The organism is Roseixanthobacter liquoris (assembly GCF_043195135.2).
Classification (GTDB): Bacteria; Pseudomonadota; Alphaproteobacteria; order Rhizobiales; family Xanthobacteraceae; genus NCEH01.
In genome coordinates, this window is the sequence record NZ_CM195537.1 from 926,415 (window position 1) to 943,307 (window position 16,893).

Sequence of the window (16,893 nt, forward strand, 5' to 3'; positions counted from 1 at the left end):
TCAAAGGAAGGGCAGAAATGAAGGACGAGGCCCGGGTGCGCTCCCAGTTCGATACAAGTCGCTTCATGTCATCGGTAACGTTGCGGCAAATCCGCTACTTCGTCGCTGCTGCCGAATGCGGAAAGGTCAGCCTTGCCGCATCGATGATCGCCATTTCCCCTTCCGCCATTACCGATGCGATCGGTGAACTGGAGGAGATGGCGGGCACGCAATTGTTCAAGCGCCACCCGCGCGGCTTGGCGCTCACCTATGAGGGACACCGGTTCCTCGTGCATTGCCGCAACATCCTTTCGGCAATCAAGGATGCGTCCTACGCCTTCAGCCATCCCGATAATTCGGTCGAGGGCGCGTTTACGCTGGCGACGACGAGCACGGTTCTCGGCTATTTCATCGTCCCGCTGGTGACCCGGTTCCAGCGCAGCTTCCCCAACATCGTGGTGCATCTGGTGGAGGGCAAGCGCAGGGACATCGAAGACGGGCTGCTCAAGGACGATTGCGACCTCGCGGTGGTCCTGGTTTCCAACAGCGAGAACCGCCCGGGGCTGCGCAGCTACACGCTGATTCAATCGGTGCGGCGCCTTTGGCTTTCGCCGCGCCATCCGCTGCTGAACCGGGAGGCGATCAGCCTGGCGGACGTGGCGAACGAGCCCTACATCCAGCTCACCATCGACGAGGCGGACGTCTCCACGTCAAGCTATTGGAAAGCCAACGAGCAGGAGCCGCGGATCGTGCTCAGGACGGAATCGGTGGAGGCGATGCGCAGCCTCATCGCCTTCGGCCACGGCGTCACGATCCTGTCGGACATGATGTATCGCCCCTGGTCGCTCGAAGGCGACCGGGTGGAGGTGCGGGACCTGACGGACAAGATTCCGACCATGGACACCGGCTTGCTCTGGAAGGGGGATCAGGTCCGCAATCGCGCCGCCATGACGTTCCAGAACTTCTGCCGGCTCGAGTATGAAAAGGATCTCTTGTCGCGCGCCCGCACGGTCAATCAGGCGTGAGGGCCGGTCGGAACGCGGCGGAACGGCGACGCGCCCGGCATCGCCGCTCCGCCTTGATGCCGCAGGTCAGATGATCGCCTGGACCATGATTTCGATCAGGGTATCCGGCGTCGCGAGCTTCGATTCCACGGTTGCCCGCGCCGGAACGATGCCGGGGGCCACCCAGGATTCCCAGACCTTGTTCATGCCGCCCGCGTCGGACATGGACGTGAGCCAGATATTGACGCTCACCATCTTGTCCTTGGAGGAGCCGGAGCGCGCCAGATAGTCGTCGATCTGCTTCAGGACCGATGCGGTCTGTTCCTCGATGCCGAGCGAACAGTCTTCCGCCGTGAGGCCGGCGAGAAACACGAAACCATTGGCGATGACCGCCTTGCTGTAGCGATTATTGGAATCATAGCGCGTGATCATGGAGAAGCATCACCTTGTGAAGAAAGGGGGCGTGCGAGGTCGCGCGGCGGCATGCCGGCGAAGGCGAGAATTCAGGACGAAATGCTTTCCGGCCAGCCGATCGAGCGGAGATGGTCGCGATAGCGCGCCACCTCTCCCGCCTCGTAGCAATCGGCATAGTGGTAGGCGAGCGGCAGGTACCAGTCGAAGCCTTTGCGCAGTTCGCTCACCGGCTCCAGATTGATGTCCACCCGCAGGTCAATGAGCGGATAGGCCTTGTCCGCATAGACTTGCAGCACGGCGGAGCGCTGTCCGGTGGGCTGGCCGCCGGCATCCCGGCCGGCTTCGATGGCCCGCAGAAGGCGTTCCTCCAGCTCTTGGTCGGCGGAGGATTCGAACGCATCGGCCATGGCTTCCACGACCTGCGGCCCCACCAGGGCATTGCCGGCGACGGCATAGGTCTTGCCCACGCGGCTGCCGTTCCAGGGAAAGGCCTTGGGGCCGGTTCGCACCGCGATATCGCCGGACACGTTCACCACCGCGGTCTGGCGCTGATCGGAATTCGGGTCGGCGGCGGCGAGCGCCTGAAGGATCCTTTCCGCGCCATATCCTGCCTCATACAGGGCAATGGCGAGTTCGCGCTGATAGAAATTGTGGCCCGCCTGGACGGTGAGCACGCCGCGTCCGGGAAAGATGCGGAAGGTGCGATTGGAAACGGCAGGAGTGCCGGTTGACTGGGCAATGCCAACCTTTCCGCTTCGGGGGCAGAACGCCAAGATTGTGAATGTCATTGATCCTCCCAACGGCAGCGTGCGCCCCGCCATCCGCAAGGCGGCAACTGGCACGCGTGATGCTTCGTAAGCATCAGGTCCGAGGCGCATTTCATAAATATGATAATTAATTTGACCTGTCATCATAATTATGAAGATTATTATTGAGCCGAGCCGGCGAGAGATATCGATCGGCGGCGGAGGGCCGGGACACCGGGTCGCCGTCGCCGGAGGATGATCGGATATCGCGGGCAGGTCGCGCTGCCGCCATCGCGTGGCGGTGCCCCCGGGGCTTCGAATGCCCGGCTCTCAGAGGGGTGTTGAGGATGAAGTCGTTTGCGGCCTTTGCCTTTGGGCTGTCCCTGGTTGTGGCACCTTTGACCTGTCTGCCAGCGCCGTCTTTCGCGCAGTCTAAGTCCTTGATCATCCAGCGCACGAATGATGCGCAGACTTATGACATCCATAAGATCCTGCATCGCGGCGCGGCCGAAGGCCTGTTTATGCTGACAGATACGCTGGTATCGATCGAGGATGACCTGAAGACCATACATCCGCTGCTTGCGAAGTCATGGACCGTGTCGCCGGACGGCAAGACCTACGATTTCGTGCTGCGCGACGACGTCACCTTCTGCGACGGTAAGCCCATGACCGCCGCCGACGTGGAGGCCACCTTCGCGCGCTGGATGTCGCCGGAAATCCATTCCAGCACCGTGGCGAACATCGGCCCGGTGCAATCGGTGAAGGCCACCGGCAAGTACGAAGTGCAGTTCGTGCTTTCCGAGCCGTTCAGCGAACTTCTGCTACAGCTCAGCGCCCCCTATGCGGGCATCATCGACATGGATTCGGTGAAGAAGCTCGGCGACGGGTTCGGCGTGCGGGGCTTCAACGGAACCGGCCCGTTCTGCTGGGCCTCCTGGCGCCCCGGGGATGAACTCGTCCTGACACGCCACCCGACCTATCATTGGGGGCCGGAATTCTACGACAACAAGGGCCCCGCCCTCACCGAGCGCATCGTCTGGAAGGTGGTTCCGGAAGAAAACACCGCCGTCGCCGCGATCCTGTCCGGCACCAGCGACATCACCAATGTGTTTCCCTGGTCGGCGGTCGGGAAAGCCCGCGCAAACAAGAATATCGGCATCGTGCAGCCGCGCGCCTTCGGCTGGATGGGCTTCATCGGCATCCGCATCGCCCGGCCCCTGATGCAGGATATCCGCGTGCGGCGGGCGATGATCATGGCCGTCGACCAGGATGCCATCGCCTCGGCCTTCTATTATGGCGAGGCGGACCCGGCGCACTTCATCGCCGCGCCGAACACGCCCGATTACGATAAGTCGATCGAGCCGGAATTGCTGAAGTTCGATCCCGACGGCGCCAACAAGCTGCTGGACGAGGCGGGCTGGGTGAAGAAGCCCGACGGCTTCCGGTACAAGGACGGAAAGAAGCTCGCCCCGGTGCTGGTGGGCCAGGACAACACCGTGTGGCGCGAGCGGCTGGAAGCGGTGCAGGGCATGATGCGCGACGTCGGGATCGACCTTCAGCTCCAGCTCTGGGAGCCCACGGTCAGCTACGGAAAGATCGGCCAGGACGACGTCGACATGTGGTCGCTGTTTGCCTCCTATTCGTCCATGAGCGATATCATCAGCAAGTATTTTCCGGCCAAGCAGCACTATTCTTCATTCAAGAACGTGCCGGACCAGGCCGTGGAGCTGACAAAGCTTCTGGCGGCCGGTCGCTCCGCGCTCACCCAGGAAGAGCGCTTCAAGAATCTCTCGAAGGCCCAGCATCTGATCGTCGAACTGGCGCTGTGGATCCCGCTCGTCCACGAGCGCGAGCTGATCATCTACAACAAGACCAAGGTCACCGGAGTGAAGCCGCACAGCCTTTACTCGGCGGGCCTCTACAAGGGGCTCGACCTGAAGCCGCTCTGAGCCGCGGCCCGCGCTCCGCCGGCGCGCCGGCGGGGACACCGATTTCACCTCTGGGCGGCCGCCAGCGCCGCCCGGTCGATCCCGCAAGGCGGTCCCTAAAGGGAGCGCGGCGGCGGACGGAGGATTGGCCGGCATGCTTCGTGTCATCGTGAAACGGCTGATGGTCTCGATCCCGGTGTTGATCGGGGTCCTGTTCATCGGCTTCATGCTGCTGGTGGTGGTGCCCAGCGATCCCGCGGCGATCATTGCGGGGGAAGGCGCGACGCCGGAGATCCTCGCCGGCCTGCATCACGACCTCGGCCTCGACCGGCCGGTGCTGGAGCGGTTCGCCCTCTATATCGGGCGCGTGCTGCAGGGCGACCTCGGCAAATCGGTGCTCAACCGGTCTCCGGTCATCGACGAGCTGCTGCGCACCATCGGGCCGACCGCGGAATTGATGCTGTGCGCCATGCTGGTGGCGATCCCCATCGGCATCGGCTTGGGCACGCTTGGCGCGGTGACGCGCGGGCGTTGGATCGACCGGACGGTGATGATGGTTTCGGTTGCCGGGCTTTCCATGCCCGGCTTCATGATCGCCCTGCTCGGCATCGAATATTTCGGGCTGCAATGGGGCCTGCTTCCGTTCCAGGGGCGGGGCGGGCCGCTGTGGACCTGGGATGGGCTGGCCCCCATGGTGCTGCCCGCGGTCTCGCTCGGCTCCATCCTCATCGGCCCCATCGCCCGCATGACGCGCACCTCGATGCTGGACGTGCTGGGCCTGGATTTCATCCGCACCGCCCGCGCCAAGGGGCTGGGCGAGACGCGTGTGGTGCTGAAGCATGCCCTGCGCACCGCCCTGATTCCGGTGATCACGCTCATCGGGCTCCAGGCCGGCTATCTGCTGGGCGGCGCGGTGGTTACCGAGACCATTTTCGCATGGCCCGGCATCGGCCGCCTCGCGGTGACCGCGATCACCTCCAGCGACTTCCCCATGGCGCAGGGCACGATCCTGATGCTCGCGCTCTCCTTCATCATCATCAACCTGATGGTCGATCTTCTCTACTCCTGGCTCGATCCGAGGATGCGGCAATGACCGATCAGAACGCCGCGCTCCCGGCCCTGGCGCCGGCGGACGCCTCGCGCAGCCGCCAGCTCCTGCGGCGCCTGCTGCGGGACAAGATCGCGCTCGTCATGCTGGTGCTGCTGATCGTCATCGTGCTGGCGGCCGTGTTCGCGCCGTTCGTCACGCCGTTCGATCCGTACCGGACCAATCTGCGCCTGCGCAACATGCCGCCCGACGCGGTGCACTGGTTCGGCTGCGACGAGCAGGGCCGCGACCTGGTGGCCCGGGTGCTGTTCGGCATCCGCCTCACGCTGGCTTCGGGCTTCACCAGCCTGTTCCTGGGCGGGATCACGGGCACGCTGATCGGCGTGTGCGCGGCCTATTACCGGCGCGCCGATACCCTCCTCATGCGCGCCATGGACGTGCTGCTCTCGTTCCCGGCGATCCTGCTCGGCCTCGCCATCGCGGGCATCTGGGGACCCGGCACCTGGGGCATCATCTTCGCGCTTGCGATTTCCACGGTGCCGCCGGTGGCGCGGGTGGCGCGGGCGGCGGCGCTGGGGGTGGTGAACCAGGATTATCTCATTGCGGCACGCGCGCTCGGGCTCGGGGATCTCGCGATCCTGCGCCGGTACGTGCTGCGCAATTGCGCCACCTCCGTGCTGGTCTATGTGACCTTGAGATTCGGGCAGGTGATCCTGCTCGGGGCGTCGCTGAGCTTCCTCGGCCTCGGCGCGCCGCCGCCCAGCGCGGAGCTCGGCACGATGGTGAGCCAGGGGCGTTCGCTGCTCTTCACCGCGCCGCACGTGGCCCTTGTGCCGTGCTTTGCGCTTTTCCTGATCGTGCTCGTGCTCAACGTTCTCGGCGATGCCGCGCGCGACATCTTCGACCCGAAGGTCCAGCAATGAACATGGTCGATCCGAACCTGAACGCCGCGCGCATGGCATCCGAGACCACAGCCCTCTTCCCGCAGCCCGCCGGCGCCGAGGAGCCGCTGCTGCGGGTCAACCGCCTGCGCACCTCGATCGCCACCGAACGCGGCCGCATGACGGTGGTGAACGACGTCTCGTTCGAGGTGCGGGCCGGGCGCACGCTTTGCATCGTCGGCGAATCCGGCTGCGGCAAGAGCATCACCTCACTCTCGGTGATGCGCCTGCTGCCGAAGCCGCAAGGCCGCATCGACGCCGGCAACATCACCTTGCTCGGCCGCGACCTGACCGCGCTCACCGAGACCCAGATGCACGCGGTGCGCGGGCGCGAGGTGAGCATCGTCTTCCAGGAGCCGATGACGGCGCTCAATCCCGTCTACACCATCGGCGACCAGATCATGGAGGCGCTACTGGCCCACGAGCGCTGCGGGCGGCAGGAAGCGCGCAGCCGCGTCGTCGCCGCCTTGCGCGAAGTTGGAATCCCCGATCCGGAGCGGCGCATCGATACCTATCCGCACGAATTGTCCGGCGGCATGCGCCAGCGGGTCGTCATCGCCATGGCCCTGATCTGCCGGCCGAAGCTGTTGATCGCGGACGAGCCCACGACGGCGCTCGACGTGACCGTCCAGGCGCAGATCCTGGAGCTGTTCCGCCAGTTGCGGGACAGCCACGCCATGGGCCTCATGCTGATCACGCACGATCTCGGCGTGGTGGCGGAAATGGCCGACGACGTGATGGTGATGTACGCCGGGCGGGTGGTGGAAGCCGGGCCGGTGGCGAGCATCTTCAACAATCCGCAGCACCCCTACACGATCGGCCTGCTCGGCTCGCTCCCGAAGATCACCGAGCGCCAGGGGCGCCTCTCGATCATTCCCGGCACCGTGCCGAACCTCATGGCGCCGCCGTCGGGCTGCTGCTTCCATCCCCGCTGTCCCCTGAGCACGGAGCGCTGCGTTTCGGACGCGCCGCCGCTCGCTGCGGTGCGCGGGCGCCATCGTTCCGCCTGCTGGCTCGCGCCGCTGGATTGAGGCCGCAAGGACATCCGACCATGCAAGACGAAGCCCCCATTCTTCAGGTCCAGGATCTCGTCCGGCATTACGCCATGCGCGGGTCCGCCGCCGTGAAGGCGGTGGATGGCGTATCGTTCGACATCGCCATCGGGGAGACCCTGGCGCTGGTGGGTGAAAGCGGCTGCGGCAAGTCCACCCTCGCGCGCATGATCATGGCGCTGGACACGCCCACCGGCGGCAAGGTGCAATTCCAGGGCACCGACCTGTCGCGTCTGTCCGCCCGGCATCTGAACCGGCTGCGGAGGAAGTTCCAGATCATCTTCCAGGATCCCTATTCCTCCCTCAATCCGCGCATGACGGTGCACGAGACCCTGGCGGAGCCGCTCAAGCTGCATCGCATCGTGCCGGCCGACGCGGTCGCCGCGCGGGTGGCCCAATTGCTGGAGTGCGTGGGGCTCACGACGGCTCAGGGCGGGCGCTATCCGCACGAATTCAGCGGCGGCCAGCGCCAGCGCATCGGCATTGCCCGGGCGCTGGCGTGCGAACCGCAGCTGATCGTGTGCGACGAGCCGGTGTCGGCGCTGGATGTCTCGGTGCGCGCCCAGGTGCTGAACCTGCTGCAGGACCTGCAACATCAGTTCGGCTTCTCCTACCTGTTCATCTCTCACGACCTCTCGGTGGTGCGCCATATCTCGCACCGGGTGGCGGTCATGTATCTGGGACGGCTGGTGGAGATCGGCCCGACCGAAAGCGTGTTCGAGCGGCCGCTCCATCCCTATACGCAGGCGCTGCTGTCGGCGATCCCGGTGGCGGACCCGGACGTGCCGCGCTCCCGCATCGCCCTGCGGGGGGAATTGCCCAATCCCACGGCGGAGCTTTCAGGGTGCAAGTTCGCCCCCCGCTGCGCCTATGCGGACGACCGCTGCGTGGCCGAAGTTCCGGTGCTGGAAGAGGGCGACGGACCGGCGGCGAGCGCGGTCGCCTGCCATCATTGGCGCAAGCTTGCCCCTTTCGATCGGGGCCTGACGCAGGAACGCGAGATGCCCGCCTATATGGCGGATATCATCGCCCGCATGTCGCCACCCGCGGCATGACCCGGCACCGCCTGCCGGATCCGATGCCGGCCTCAGGTCTGCGGTTCGTTCTTGACGCTGGCCACCACCCAGATGACCCGCGCCGACCCGCCGCCCTGGTTTTCGAACCGGTGGGCGATCTCGCTGGGAAAGCGGAAGCTGTCGCCCTCGTTGAGGATGTGCGGCTCGTTGTCGAGCCAGAGCCGCAAGGTGCCGGCGATCACGACGCCGGCCTTCTCGCCGCGATGGCTGTAGAATTCGGAACCGGACGTGCCGCCGGGCTTCACCGAAAGCTCGTACAGCTCGATCAGTCCCGGGCCCTCGGGGGTCAGCAATTCCTTGTAGATGCCGCTCGGCGTCAAGGTGAGCGCGCCGCGCGATCCGCGTCGGACGATGTATCCGGATTCTGCGGGATCGTCGCTGTGGGTGGGCGTGAAGAACCAGGAAATGGGCACATCCAGCGCCGCGCCGAGCACCCGCAGCGAGCGCACCGAGGGGGTGGTGAGGCCGCGTTCCAGCTGGCTCAGCATGCCCACCGAAAGGCCGCTCTCCTCGGAGAGGCGCTCGATGGAGAGCTTGCGCTCCTTGCGCAGGATGCGAATGCGGGAGCCGATGCGACGGTCTTCTTCGGCATGCGCCAGTCCCCCGGCTTCGCCGGCCGCGCTGTTCTCGTCGTCGCGACCCGCTGTCTTGCCGATGGAACTCATGCCCTCTCTCCACACCCGCAAATTATATCGCCTTTTATGCAGCTGTGCCCGTCCATTACAACATCAAACATAAAAATGAAGGGAATGTCCAAAATAATCATTATTTTGCATGAACTTATCTATCCAAAAACCAGCTCGGCGCATGTCTCGCGCCACACTTCTGGAGTTTCCGGTGACCTACAGCATCATTGCAGCCTGCCCGGCGACCGGCCGCGTCGGCATTGCCATCGCCAGCCGGTCCATTGCCGTCGGCTTCACACAAGTCCATCTGGTTGGCAAGGTCGGCGCGCTCGTCCGCCTCGGCAAGCGAGACGACCTGACCACCCGCACGCTCTTCAAGCTGCTGGAGCAAGGCGTTCCGCCATCGGCTGCGATCGCGCTCAGCGGGGTCGAGGAGCGCTCGCACCTGACGCGGCAAGTGGCCTTGATTGATGCATCGGCGCGCACCGCCGTCTGGGAGGCCTCCGGCACGGACCCCTGGTCGGGGTTCGTCGCGGGCGCGGGCTTCATCGCCTCGGGCGAAGGCCTCGCGGGCGCGGGGGTCATCAAGGCCATGGCGGATTCCTTTGCCGCAGGGGGCGGTTCGGACTTCGACGTGCGGTTGCTGGCGGCCCTGGAAGCGGGTTCTGCCGCCGGTGGTCTCGCCGGCCCCGCGGAGCGCTCGGCCGCTCTGGTGGTGCACGGCGCCGGCGTCCATTCCGAACTGGACCTGCGCATTGATTTGCAGGAGGGCGCCGTCGCGGAGCTGCGGGTGATGTTCGATTTCTACAAGCCCTATGAAGCCTTCTACCGGCTGCGGAGCGAGAACCCCCGCCAGACGCCGCCGCAGGAAGCTTTCATGGCCACGCTGGCCGCCACGGCCGATTGAGGAGCGCGAAATGACCTATTCAATCGTCGCGAGATGCGCGCGCACGGGCCAGCTTGGCGTCGCCTCGGCAACCTTTTCCCTGGCCTGCGGGGCACGCAACGAAGGGGCGCGGCCCGGTGTCGGCGTCAGCCGCACGCAGGCTTTTCCCAAGCGCTCCAATGATCCGCTGGTCTTGAACATCCTGCAACTCGGCTTCGGCCCCCGCAAGGCGATGGAGTTGGTCGCCGAGAATGATCCGGATTTCGAATACCGGCAGATGGGAATCGTCACGCCCGACGGGGCCGTTGCCATGCATACGGGCAGTATGGCCCGGCCTTGGGCGGGACATCGCACGGGCGAGGATTTCGCCGCATTCGGCAATATCCTCGTGGGCCCGCAGGTGATCGACGGCATCGTCGCGGGATTCCAGGCGGAGCCCGGCGAGGACCTGGCGGAACGCCTGCTTCAGGCCATCGAGGGCGGGCGGGACGCGGGCGGCCAGGTCGGGGTCTCCGGCCATGTCACGGAACGGTCCGCCTGGGTCCGGATCATCGATCCCAGCTATACGCCGCTGCTGGATCTGCGGGTGGATGTCCACACCTCGGCCGTCCATCACCTGCGTCACATCTATTCGGAATTCCTCGCCGAGCAGGCCGAATAGCGCCTGACCCGATATCATCGCCCGCGGCGCGGCTGCCTCGGGGGTGAGGGCGCCGGGTGGGCGTTCGACGAAAACGGCGACGCGGGGGTCCCGCGTCGCCTGCTCAAATCCCCCTGGTCCGATCGGGGCGGACGCGGGCGTCCCGCTTGCCGCGCCCCTGCGCCGCGCGCGGCAGCCCCGGTCAGTTTTTCTTCGGGAAGCTCAGGGGGCTCATTTCCTCGGCGGTGCGGCCGTGCGGGTCCCAGTCCTGCCAGTGCGCCCACACCCGTTCGCCCGCGGCCTGCGCCGCCCCGCGCAGATCGGCGAAGGAGATGCCCGGAATCCGGCCGCCTTCCATGCGCACGATGCCGTCGACGATCACCGTGTCCACATCGTCGCCGATGCCGCAATCCACGAGGCTCTTGATGGGATCGCGCACCGGCCCGTAGCGCAGGCTGTCGCGGCCGGTGAGATCGATGGTGACGATGTCGGCCTTCGCGCCGGGCGCAAGCCGCCCGAGATCCCCGCGTCCCACCGAATGGGCGCCGCCCAGCGTCGCGGCCGAGAACACCTCGGCCGCGGTGGCCGCCTTCAGGTTATGGCTGGCGATCTTGCCCATGTAGGAGGCGTTGCGCATTTGCAGGATCATGTCGCGCGGATAGGTGTCGGTTCCGAGCGCGATGTTCACCCCGGCCTTGCGATAGGATTGCCAGCTGTTCAGGAAGCGCCCGCGCCGCGCCACGTTCACCGGACAATGGGAAATGGAGCAGTGGTGGCGGCCCATGATCTCCAGGTCGTGCGATCCGGAATAGTTCGCAAGCGGATTGTCGGCGGTGAAATTGCCGTGGCCGATGTTCAGCGTGGGGGACATCAGCCCCACATGCTCCAGAAGCTCGATCGACGTCATCTGATGTTCGCGGATGATGTCGAACACTTCGTGGATATTGTAGGCGGCATGGATCGCGACCGGCAAATTGCGTTCACGCGCGGCGATGGCCGCCTTGCGCATGAGGTCCACGGTGCAGGTTTCGATTTCGCGCGGCACGAGGATGCCGCGCACCCGCCCGTCATGGGCGCCGTCATTGCGGGCGATGAAGTCGAGGGCGAGCTCGAATTCCCGCTCTCCCGCCGCCTCGTCGATGACGCGGACGAGCTTTCCATTCTCCCCGCCGATCCAGCGGCCGCTGTCGAAGCCGGGGCCGAGATAGGCCCGGTTACCGATCGTGCCGATCTCCTCGAGCAGGGCTTCCTGCACCTTCAGCTGGCTGCCGAACTCGACGAAGGTGGTTATGCCGTTGCGCAGCAGCTCGGCGGCGGTGAAGCGGGCGTTCAGCGTCAGCGCCTCGGATGCGGCCTTGTCGTCGGGCCGCACATAGCGCACGTCACCGCCGACGCGGGTGCCTTCCCGCGCGACGCTGATTTCCAGGAACGGCTGGCCGAAATAGTCCGGCCGGCCGATGTCGCTGATCAGCCGGTGCGAGGCGCGATGGCCCGAATGCACGTGCGTATCGATGAAGCCGGGCACGACGAGACGGTCGCGGGCGTCCATCTCCTCGTCCACGTGCCCTTCGAAGCCTGTCCCGGCGAACAGGATGGTATTGCCCTCCCAGACCAGCTCGGCGTCTTTCCACAGCGTGTGGCCCGTGCCGTCATGCCCCACGAGCCAGCCGCAGGTCATGCGGGAGCGTTTCTCGCCCATCGATCAGCTTCCTTGTTCGCTGGTGACTTCAGGAAAAAACAGGTCCTTCCAGCTCGCGGGGCGCTGCTTCAACGTGCCGATACGGGCGAGGAAGTCCGAGAGTGCGCCGCTGTTCTGGGGGGCCGTGTTGTAGGCCATGGACGGGTCCTTGATGCAGTCGACGACGAGGTCGAGCGGCAGTTTGGACTGCTCCGCCTTCAGATAGATCGCGGCCGCCTGGTCGGGATGCTCGGCGATGAAGCGGTTGGCTTCATGCATGGCGGCGAAGAAGGCGGCGTAGGTCTTCGGGTTCTGGGCGCGGAAGCGCTCGGTGGTCCAGGTGGCGAGGGCCGTGGTCGGCGTGCCGAACACGTCGGTGCTGGACCAGACCTTGTGAATGCCCGGCTTGCCGCGCAATTGCTGGATGAAGGGCGCGGCGAAGGTGTAGCCGTCCACGACGCCGTTATTGGTCAGCAGGGCGGTCGCGCCCTCGGGTCCGGCAAGGGCGACCGTCATGGCGTTGAGGCGGTCGTGCTGGCCCGCGCCGAACTGCCGCTCGGCGGCGATCTGGAGCATCACCGCCGGGAACGAGACCTTCACCGCCGGCAGGCCGATGCGATCCTTGGCGGTGATGTCGGCGAGCGTCTTCATGTCCGGATTGTTGGTCAAAAGCTCGTACGGCATGGCCGAGAGCGCGACGATGCCGCGCATGGACCGCTCGCCGGCGCTCTTGGTCTTGTCCCAAGCGACCATCATGGCGGTGATGCCGCCGCCGCCGATGTCCAGCGAGCCGGAGAGCAGGCCGTCGCCGATATCGGGTGCGCCGGTGAAATTATGGATGTCCACCGGCACCGGCGGGAGGCCGGCCTTCTTCAGCTCCGCGTCCAGCAGTCCGGCGTCGCGCATGACGTAGACCGGCAGATAGCCGAGGCCGAATTGCACGCCGATGCGCAGCGTCTGCACCTCGGCACGGGCCGGCAGCGCCATGGCGGCTACCAGCAATGCACTCGCCAATATTCGCTTCATCAGCTTTCCCCTTTGTGGTCACATGCCCCAGCGGCGGACGGTGAGGTTTTCGGCGGTGCGGAACACCACGCCCTCGAAGAACAGGCCGATCAGGATGATGGTCATCAGGCCGGCGAAGACGTTGGCCGTGTCCATCTCGGCGCGGCTCTGGTAGATGAACCAGCCGAGACCGCCGGAATGGGAGGAGACGCCGAACACCAGTTCGGCGGCGATCAGCGTGCGCCAGGCGAAGGCCCAGCCGATGCGCAATCCGGTGAGGATGGATGGCACCGCCGACGGCACGAGGATGTGCGCCACGAGGCCCACGCCGTGCAGGCCGAGATTGCGGCCCGCCATGCGCTGGGTCTGCGGCACGGCGAGAAAGCCGGTGTGGGTGTTCAGCGCCACCGCCCACAGCACCGAATGGGTGATCACGAACACCAGGCTGAAATTGCCGATGCCGAACCAGATCAGGGCGAGCGGCAGCAGGGCGATGGCGGGCAGGGGGTTGAACATGACGGTCATGGTGCCCAGAACGTCGCCGCCGCCGGGCACCGTGACCGCAAGCGTCGTCAGCACCGCGGCGCAGGCGACGCCGAGCGCATAGCCGCTCGCCAGCACCCGCAGGCTGGACCACACCCGCGCCGGCAATTCGCCGCTGAGGCAGGAATCGACCAGCGCTCCAAGCGTCTGCGAAAAGGTCGGCACCAGGAGCGGGTCGTTGAGGTAGCGCCCGTACGCCTCCCAGATCGCCGCGAACGCGATCACCACCAGCAGGCGGCGGACCGGCGCATGATCGAGGACGCGCCGCCACAGCGGCAGTTCGCGGGCCACCGGCATGTCGTTCGGCAGCGGGGGTAGGACCACATTCTCGATGTCCGGCCGCGCCGGCGGCTCGATGGGGCGCCGTAGCTCAGGCATGGGTGCGGTCTCCGAACAGGAGGGCGTCGATGCGCCGACGCATGGCCTCGAACCGCTCGCCGCCGCGATCCGCCGCGGTGATGTCGCGGCAATCGATTTCCGCGCGCACGCGGCCGGGGTGGGGAGAGAGGACGATGATGCGGCTGCCCACCAGGATCGCCTCGTCGATGGAATGGGTGACGAACAGGAGGCTGAAGCCGATCTCGCGCCACAGGCGGATCAATTCCTCCTGCATCTGCTGGCGGGTGAGGGCGTCGAGCGCGGCGAAGGGCTCGTCCATCAGCAGCAATTCGGGCTGCATCGCCATGGCGCGGGCAATGGCGACGCGCTGCTTCATGCCGCCGGAGAGTTCATGGGGATAGGCATCGCGAAAGGCGGTGAGCCGCACCGCTTCGATCGCCTCCAACGCGCGGGCCTTCGCCGCGTCGGCGGCAAGGCCGGCGCCCTTGCGCAGGGCGAAGGCCACATTGCCCAGCACCGACTTCCACGGGAGCAATTGGTCGAATTCCTGGAACACCATCATGCGGTCGGGGCCGGGCCCGGTGATGGCGCGGCCGTTCAGGCGGATGTCGCCGGAGAGCGGGCGAATGAATCCGCCGACCGCCTTCAGCAAGCTCGACTTGCCGCACCCGGACGGGCCGAGCAGAACCGTGCGCTCGCCCCGATAGACGTCGAAACTGACCCGATAGGCGGCCGTCACCTCGCTGCGTCGGGTGCGGTATCTGATGGTGACGTCATCGATCTGGAGCTGCGCTTGCATCAGAGGTCAGCCCCTATTCGTAAGTGCACTTATCATATGCTGACTAAAAGCAATTTTTGTGCCAGAACAATCGCAGGCGAGCGTGAGGGATTCGATGACGACCAAGGCGGGGGAGGCCGATGCGGCGCTGGCGCAGCAGGCGGAAACGGATGCCGAATTGACCGAGCGGCCGGGATTTCTCATCCGCCGCCTGCATCAGATTCACCTCGCCATGTTCTACGATGCCTGCTCAGGGCTGAACGTGACGCCGGTGCAATCCAGTATTCTCACCGTCCTGGCGCGTCGGCAGGGCCTGGACCAGGCGGGCCTCGCCGCCATGATCGGTGTCGATCGCGCCACCGTGGGTCAGGTGATCCGCCGGCTCGCGGCACGAGGCCTGGTGGAACGGGGAGACAGCAGCGAAGACAAGCGGTTGAAGCTGGTTCAGCTGACCGAGGAGGGGCGCGCGCTGCTGCACCGGATCGCGCCTTTGACTGCCGCCGCGCATCGGCGCACCCTTGCCGCGCTCTCGGACGAGGAGCGCCGGCTTTTCATGTCCTATCTGAAGAAGCTGGTCGAATCCGACAATGCGCACGGGCGCGCGCCGCTGCGCTGGGGCCCGGCTCTGCCTGAATAATGGGCAGATGCTGACTGGTTTTTAGCTTTGCCCCGATCCCGATCCGGCGGGTCGGGCAGACAGCGTCAGGCGCGCCGTGGCGCAGACGGGTGCTGCGGCCCCGCCCAAGGACGGATGCCGCAGCCAGCGTCTCAATAGAGGCCGACGTTCACATTGTTGACGTTGCGCGCGCCGCTGGAGGGAGCCGCCTGCGCCGCGCCGGGCTTGGGGGCGGGCCGCGTCTTCTTTTTCGGCGCCGCCGGCGCGAGGGCGGCGACCACCTTGGGTGCCCCCGGCTTGTTCATCGCGATCAGTTCCGAGACCGTGACGAACTTGTAGCCCTTCGCAATCAGCGCATCGAGCACGCGCGGCATCGCCGCCACGGTGGTGGCGTGGATGTCGTGCGCCAGGATGATGGCGCCCGGGCGCACCTGCTTCATGACCTGATCATAGATGCTCTGGGCATCGCGGATCTTCCAGTCCAGCGGGTCCACCGACCAGAAGATCATCGTGACGCCGTACTTCTGCACCAGGTGCTGCTGGAGCGCGGGCGTCATGGCGCCGTAGGGCGGGCGCACATACAGCGGCTTCTTGCCGGTCGACGCTTCGATCGCCGCGGATGTATCCTCGATCTGCTTGTCCGCGGCGGCGACGGTCAGCTTCGGCAGCTGCGGATGGTTCCAGGAATGGTTGCCAATCTCGTTGCCGCCTGCCGCGACGGCGCGCACCACGTCCGGATAGGCCGCGGCATTGGTACCGAGCATGAAGAACGTCGCCTTGATGTTCCGCGCCTCGAGGATTTTCAGCAGCTTCGGCGTCGTTTCCGGATTGGGGCCGTCGTCGAACGTGATGGCGATATAGGGGCCGTCCACTTCCATCGAGCGATAGGAGGAGGGCGGAGGCACCGGCGCTGCGGGTGCGAAAACGGGGGCGGTCGCCGCAGGCGCAGCGCCACCCGGCAGGAGGCTGCCCGGCAGGGCGGGCAGCCCTTGCGGAGCACCGGCCGCAGCCGGGGCGCCGACCGGCTGGATCGGCGGCAGGGCCGGCAGCGTCGCGTGGGCCTGCGCGACCACCGTCGCTGCGGCGGGCGCGGTGGCTTGCGGCAGCGGGGGAAGCGCGTTCGACGCGGGCGAGGCGATCGAGCCCGTGATGGTGGGCGCCGAGGCCGCAACGGACGCCGCCGCCTGGGCCGCAGGCGCGGACGTGAGCATCTGGCTGGCGGCGAATCCGAGACCCAGCGCGCCAGTAGCAACAAGTGCGGACAATGCCAAAAGCCGTTTCACGGCGCCGACTTTCTAAGTTGGAAGATCTTTATCCTAGCCCAATGTGGCTCTTCTTGTGTGGATAAATCGTGAAGCGCAAGGGGCGCGAGCGGCTCGCGCCCGGCGTTGCGCGCTTTCCGGCGCGAAAGCTCAGCCGGCGCGCGGCTTGGGCGGGAGGGATGATCCTCATTGCAAATACGCGCTTTTTCCTGATTCCATGCGGCCCGGCGCGGGCGCTGCGGCGCCTTTGGGACGCAGCGGACGCTGCGTCATGGCGCCGCTCTGGCATGCAAGGGGCGTGGGTCTCTTGCGCGTCCGTGTCGGGTGAGCGC

17 protein-coding genes are annotated in these 16,893 nt (G+C 66.2%); 9 read left to right on the plus strand and 8 right to left on the minus strand.

The features are described 5' to 3' along the window. Nucleotides 1-17: 17 nt before the first annotated feature. On the plus strand, nt 18-1,004 hold the full coding sequence (locus V5F84_RS04210; protein ID WP_394045111.1) for a LysR family transcriptional regulator: 987 nt from the start codon (nt 18-20) through the stop codon (nt 1,002-1,004). Between the two features lie 66 nt (nt 1,005-1,070). Here V5F84_RS04210 and V5F84_RS04215 read toward each other — a convergent pair whose 3' ends face one another. Both V5F84_RS04215 and V5F84_RS04220 read right to left on the minus strand, forming a co-directional pair. Continuing rightward, nucleotides 1,071-1,415: a RidA family protein gene (locus tag V5F84_RS04215; protein WP_394045113.1), complete on the minus strand. Its 345-nt coding sequence runs from the start codon at nt 1,413-1,415 to the stop codon at nt 1,071-1,073. A gap of 71 nt (nt 1,416-1,486) precedes the next feature. Beyond that, entirely contained in the window at nt 1,487-2,185 is a 699-nt protein-coding gene (locus V5F84_RS04220; protein WP_394045115.1) for a DUF1028 domain-containing protein, read from the minus strand. Nucleotides 2,186-2,664: 479 nt separating this feature from the next. Between V5F84_RS04220 and V5F84_RS04225 the strand changes: the two genes are divergently transcribed. From V5F84_RS04225 to V5F84_RS04245, 5 genes are all read left to right on the plus strand, one after another. Next, nucleotides 2,665-4,092, plus strand: coding sequence for an ABC transporter substrate-binding protein (locus V5F84_RS04225; protein ID WP_394045117.1), 1,428 nt, complete (start codon nt 2,665-2,667; stop codon nt 4,090-4,092). A 133-nt stretch (nt 4,093-4,225) separates the two neighbouring features. Next, nucleotides 4,226-5,164, plus strand: a complete 939-nt coding sequence (locus tag V5F84_RS04230; RefSeq protein WP_394045119.1) for an ABC transporter permease — start codon at nt 4,226-4,228, stop codon at nt 5,162-5,164. Beyond that, on the plus strand, nt 5,161-6,042 hold the full coding sequence (locus tag V5F84_RS04235) for an ABC transporter permease (protein WP_394045121.1): 882 nt from the start codon (nt 5,161-5,163) through the stop codon (nt 6,040-6,042). Before V5F84_RS04230 ends, V5F84_RS04235 begins: the two co-directional genes overlap by 4 nt. Before the next feature lie 32 nt (nt 6,043-6,074). Beyond that, nucleotides 6,075-7,091, plus strand: coding sequence for an ABC transporter ATP-binding protein (locus V5F84_RS04240; protein ID WP_394045247.1), 1,017 nt, complete (start codon nt 6,075-6,077; stop codon nt 7,089-7,091). A 20-nt stretch (nt 7,092-7,111) separates the two neighbouring features. Continuing rightward, the gene (locus tag V5F84_RS04245) at nt 7,112-8,167 is read left to right on the plus strand and encodes an ABC transporter ATP-binding protein (RefSeq protein ID WP_394045123.1); all 1,056 of its coding nucleotides are present in this window, start codon (nt 7,112-7,114) and stop codon (nt 8,165-8,167) included. Between the two features lie 32 nt (nt 8,168-8,199). On the opposite strand, the gene V5F84_RS04250 is transcribed toward V5F84_RS04245, so the two are convergent. After that, a complete protein-coding gene (locus V5F84_RS04250) occupies nt 8,200-8,853 on the minus strand; it encodes a helix-turn-helix domain-containing protein (RefSeq protein ID WP_394045125.1) in 654 nt (217 codons plus the stop codon). A 172-nt stretch (nt 8,854-9,025) separates the two neighbouring features. Here V5F84_RS04250 and V5F84_RS04255 point away from each other — a divergent pair, with 172 nt between their 5' ends. Continuing rightward, entirely contained in the window at nt 9,026-9,721 is a 696-nt protein-coding gene (locus V5F84_RS04255; RefSeq protein ID WP_394045127.1) for a DUF1028 domain-containing protein, read from the plus strand. Nucleotides 9,722-9,731: 10 nt separating this feature from the next. Next, nucleotides 9,732-10,361, plus strand: coding sequence for a DUF1028 domain-containing protein (locus tag V5F84_RS04260; RefSeq protein WP_394045129.1), 630 nt, complete (start codon nt 9,732-9,734; stop codon nt 10,359-10,361). A 181-nt stretch (nt 10,362-10,542) separates the two neighbouring features. Here V5F84_RS04260 and V5F84_RS04265 read toward each other — a convergent pair whose 3' ends face one another. Genes V5F84_RS04265 through V5F84_RS04280 form a run of 4 tightly spaced genes read right to left on the minus strand, consistent with a single transcriptional unit; the run spans nt 10,543 to nt 14,704 of the window. Further along, nucleotides 10,543-12,039: a chlorohydrolase family protein gene (locus tag V5F84_RS04265; protein ID WP_394045131.1), complete on the minus strand. Its 1,497-nt coding sequence runs from the start codon at nt 12,037-12,039 to the stop codon at nt 10,543-10,545. 3 nt (nt 12,040-12,042) lie between these two features. After that, nucleotides 12,043-13,044, minus strand: a complete 1,002-nt coding sequence (locus V5F84_RS04270; RefSeq protein ID WP_394045133.1) for an ABC transporter substrate-binding protein — start codon at nt 13,042-13,044, stop codon at nt 12,043-12,045. An 18-nt stretch (nt 13,045-13,062) separates the two neighbouring features. After that, nucleotides 13,063-13,944, minus strand: a complete 882-nt coding sequence (locus tag V5F84_RS04275) for an ABC transporter permease (protein ID WP_394045135.1) — start codon at nt 13,942-13,944, stop codon at nt 13,063-13,065. Beyond that, complete coding sequence (locus V5F84_RS04280; protein WP_394045137.1) at nt 13,937-14,704, minus strand: ABC transporter ATP-binding protein; 768 nt, start codon at nt 14,702-14,704, stop codon at nt 13,937-13,939. Before V5F84_RS04280 ends, V5F84_RS04275 begins: the two co-directional genes overlap by 8 nt. Before the next feature lie 94 nt (nt 14,705-14,798). On the opposite strand from V5F84_RS04280, the gene V5F84_RS04285 reads away from it, so the two are divergent. After that, on the plus strand, nt 14,799-15,320 hold the full coding sequence (locus tag V5F84_RS04285; protein WP_394045139.1) for a MarR family winged helix-turn-helix transcriptional regulator: 522 nt from the start codon (nt 14,799-14,801) through the stop codon (nt 15,318-15,320). A gap of 131 nt (nt 15,321-15,451) precedes the next feature. Here the strand turns inward: V5F84_RS04285 and V5F84_RS04290 are convergent, their stop codons facing one another. Continuing rightward, nucleotides 15,452-16,582 (minus strand): polysaccharide deacetylase family protein, encoded by a 1,131-nt coding sequence (locus tag V5F84_RS04290; RefSeq protein ID WP_394045141.1) that lies wholly within the window; start codon nt 16,580-16,582, stop codon nt 15,452-15,454. Nucleotides 16,583-16,893: the final 311 nt, after the last annotated feature.

Coding starts and splice junctions, on each gene's coding strand:
- V5F84_RS04210 (WP_394045111.1), top strand. CDS start 18: ATGAAGGACGAGGCCCGGGTGCGCTCCCAGTTCGATACAAGTCGCTTC.
- V5F84_RS04215 (WP_394045113.1), bottom strand. CDS start 1,415: ATGATCACGCGCTATGATTCCAATAATCGCTACAGCAAGGCGGTCATC.
- V5F84_RS04220 (WP_394045115.1), bottom strand. CDS start 2,185: ATGACATTCACAATCTTGGCGTTCTGCCCCCGAAGCGGAAAGGTTGGC.
- V5F84_RS04225 (WP_394045117.1), top strand. CDS start 2,665: ATGCTGACAGATACGCTGGTATCGATCGAGGATGACCTGAAGACCATA.
- V5F84_RS04230 (WP_394045119.1), top strand. CDS start 4,226: ATGCTTCGTGTCATCGTGAAACGGCTGATGGTCTCGATCCCGGTGTTG.
- V5F84_RS04235 (WP_394045121.1), top strand. CDS start 5,161: ATGACCGATCAGAACGCCGCGCTCCCGGCCCTGGCGCCGGCGGACGCC.
- V5F84_RS04240 (WP_394045247.1), top strand. CDS start 6,075: ATGGCATCCGAGACCACAGCCCTCTTCCCGCAGCCCGCCGGCGCCGAG.
- V5F84_RS04245 (WP_394045123.1), top strand. CDS start 7,112: ATGCAAGACGAAGCCCCCATTCTTCAGGTCCAGGATCTCGTCCGGCAT.
- V5F84_RS04250 (WP_394045125.1), bottom strand. CDS start 8,853: ATGAGTTCCATCGGCAAGACAGCGGGTCGCGACGACGAGAACAGCGCG.
- V5F84_RS04260 (WP_394045129.1), top strand. CDS start 9,732: ATGACCTATTCAATCGTCGCGAGATGCGCGCGCACGGGCCAGCTTGGC.
- V5F84_RS04265 (WP_394045131.1), bottom strand. CDS start 12,039: ATGGGCGAGAAACGCTCCCGCATGACCTGCGGCTGGCTCGTGGGGCAT.
- V5F84_RS04270 (WP_394045133.1), bottom strand. CDS start 13,044: ATGAAGCGAATATTGGCGAGTGCATTGCTGGTAGCCGCCATGGCGCTG.
- V5F84_RS04275 (WP_394045135.1), bottom strand. CDS start 13,944: ATGCCTGAGCTACGGCGCCCCATCGAGCCGCCGGCGCGGCCGGACATC.
- V5F84_RS04280 (WP_394045137.1), bottom strand. CDS start 14,704: ATGCAAGCGCAGCTCCAGATCGATGACGTCACCATCAGATACCGCACC.
- V5F84_RS04285 (WP_394045139.1), top strand. CDS start 14,799: ATGACGACCAAGGCGGGGGAGGCCGATGCGGCGCTGGCGCAGCAGGCG.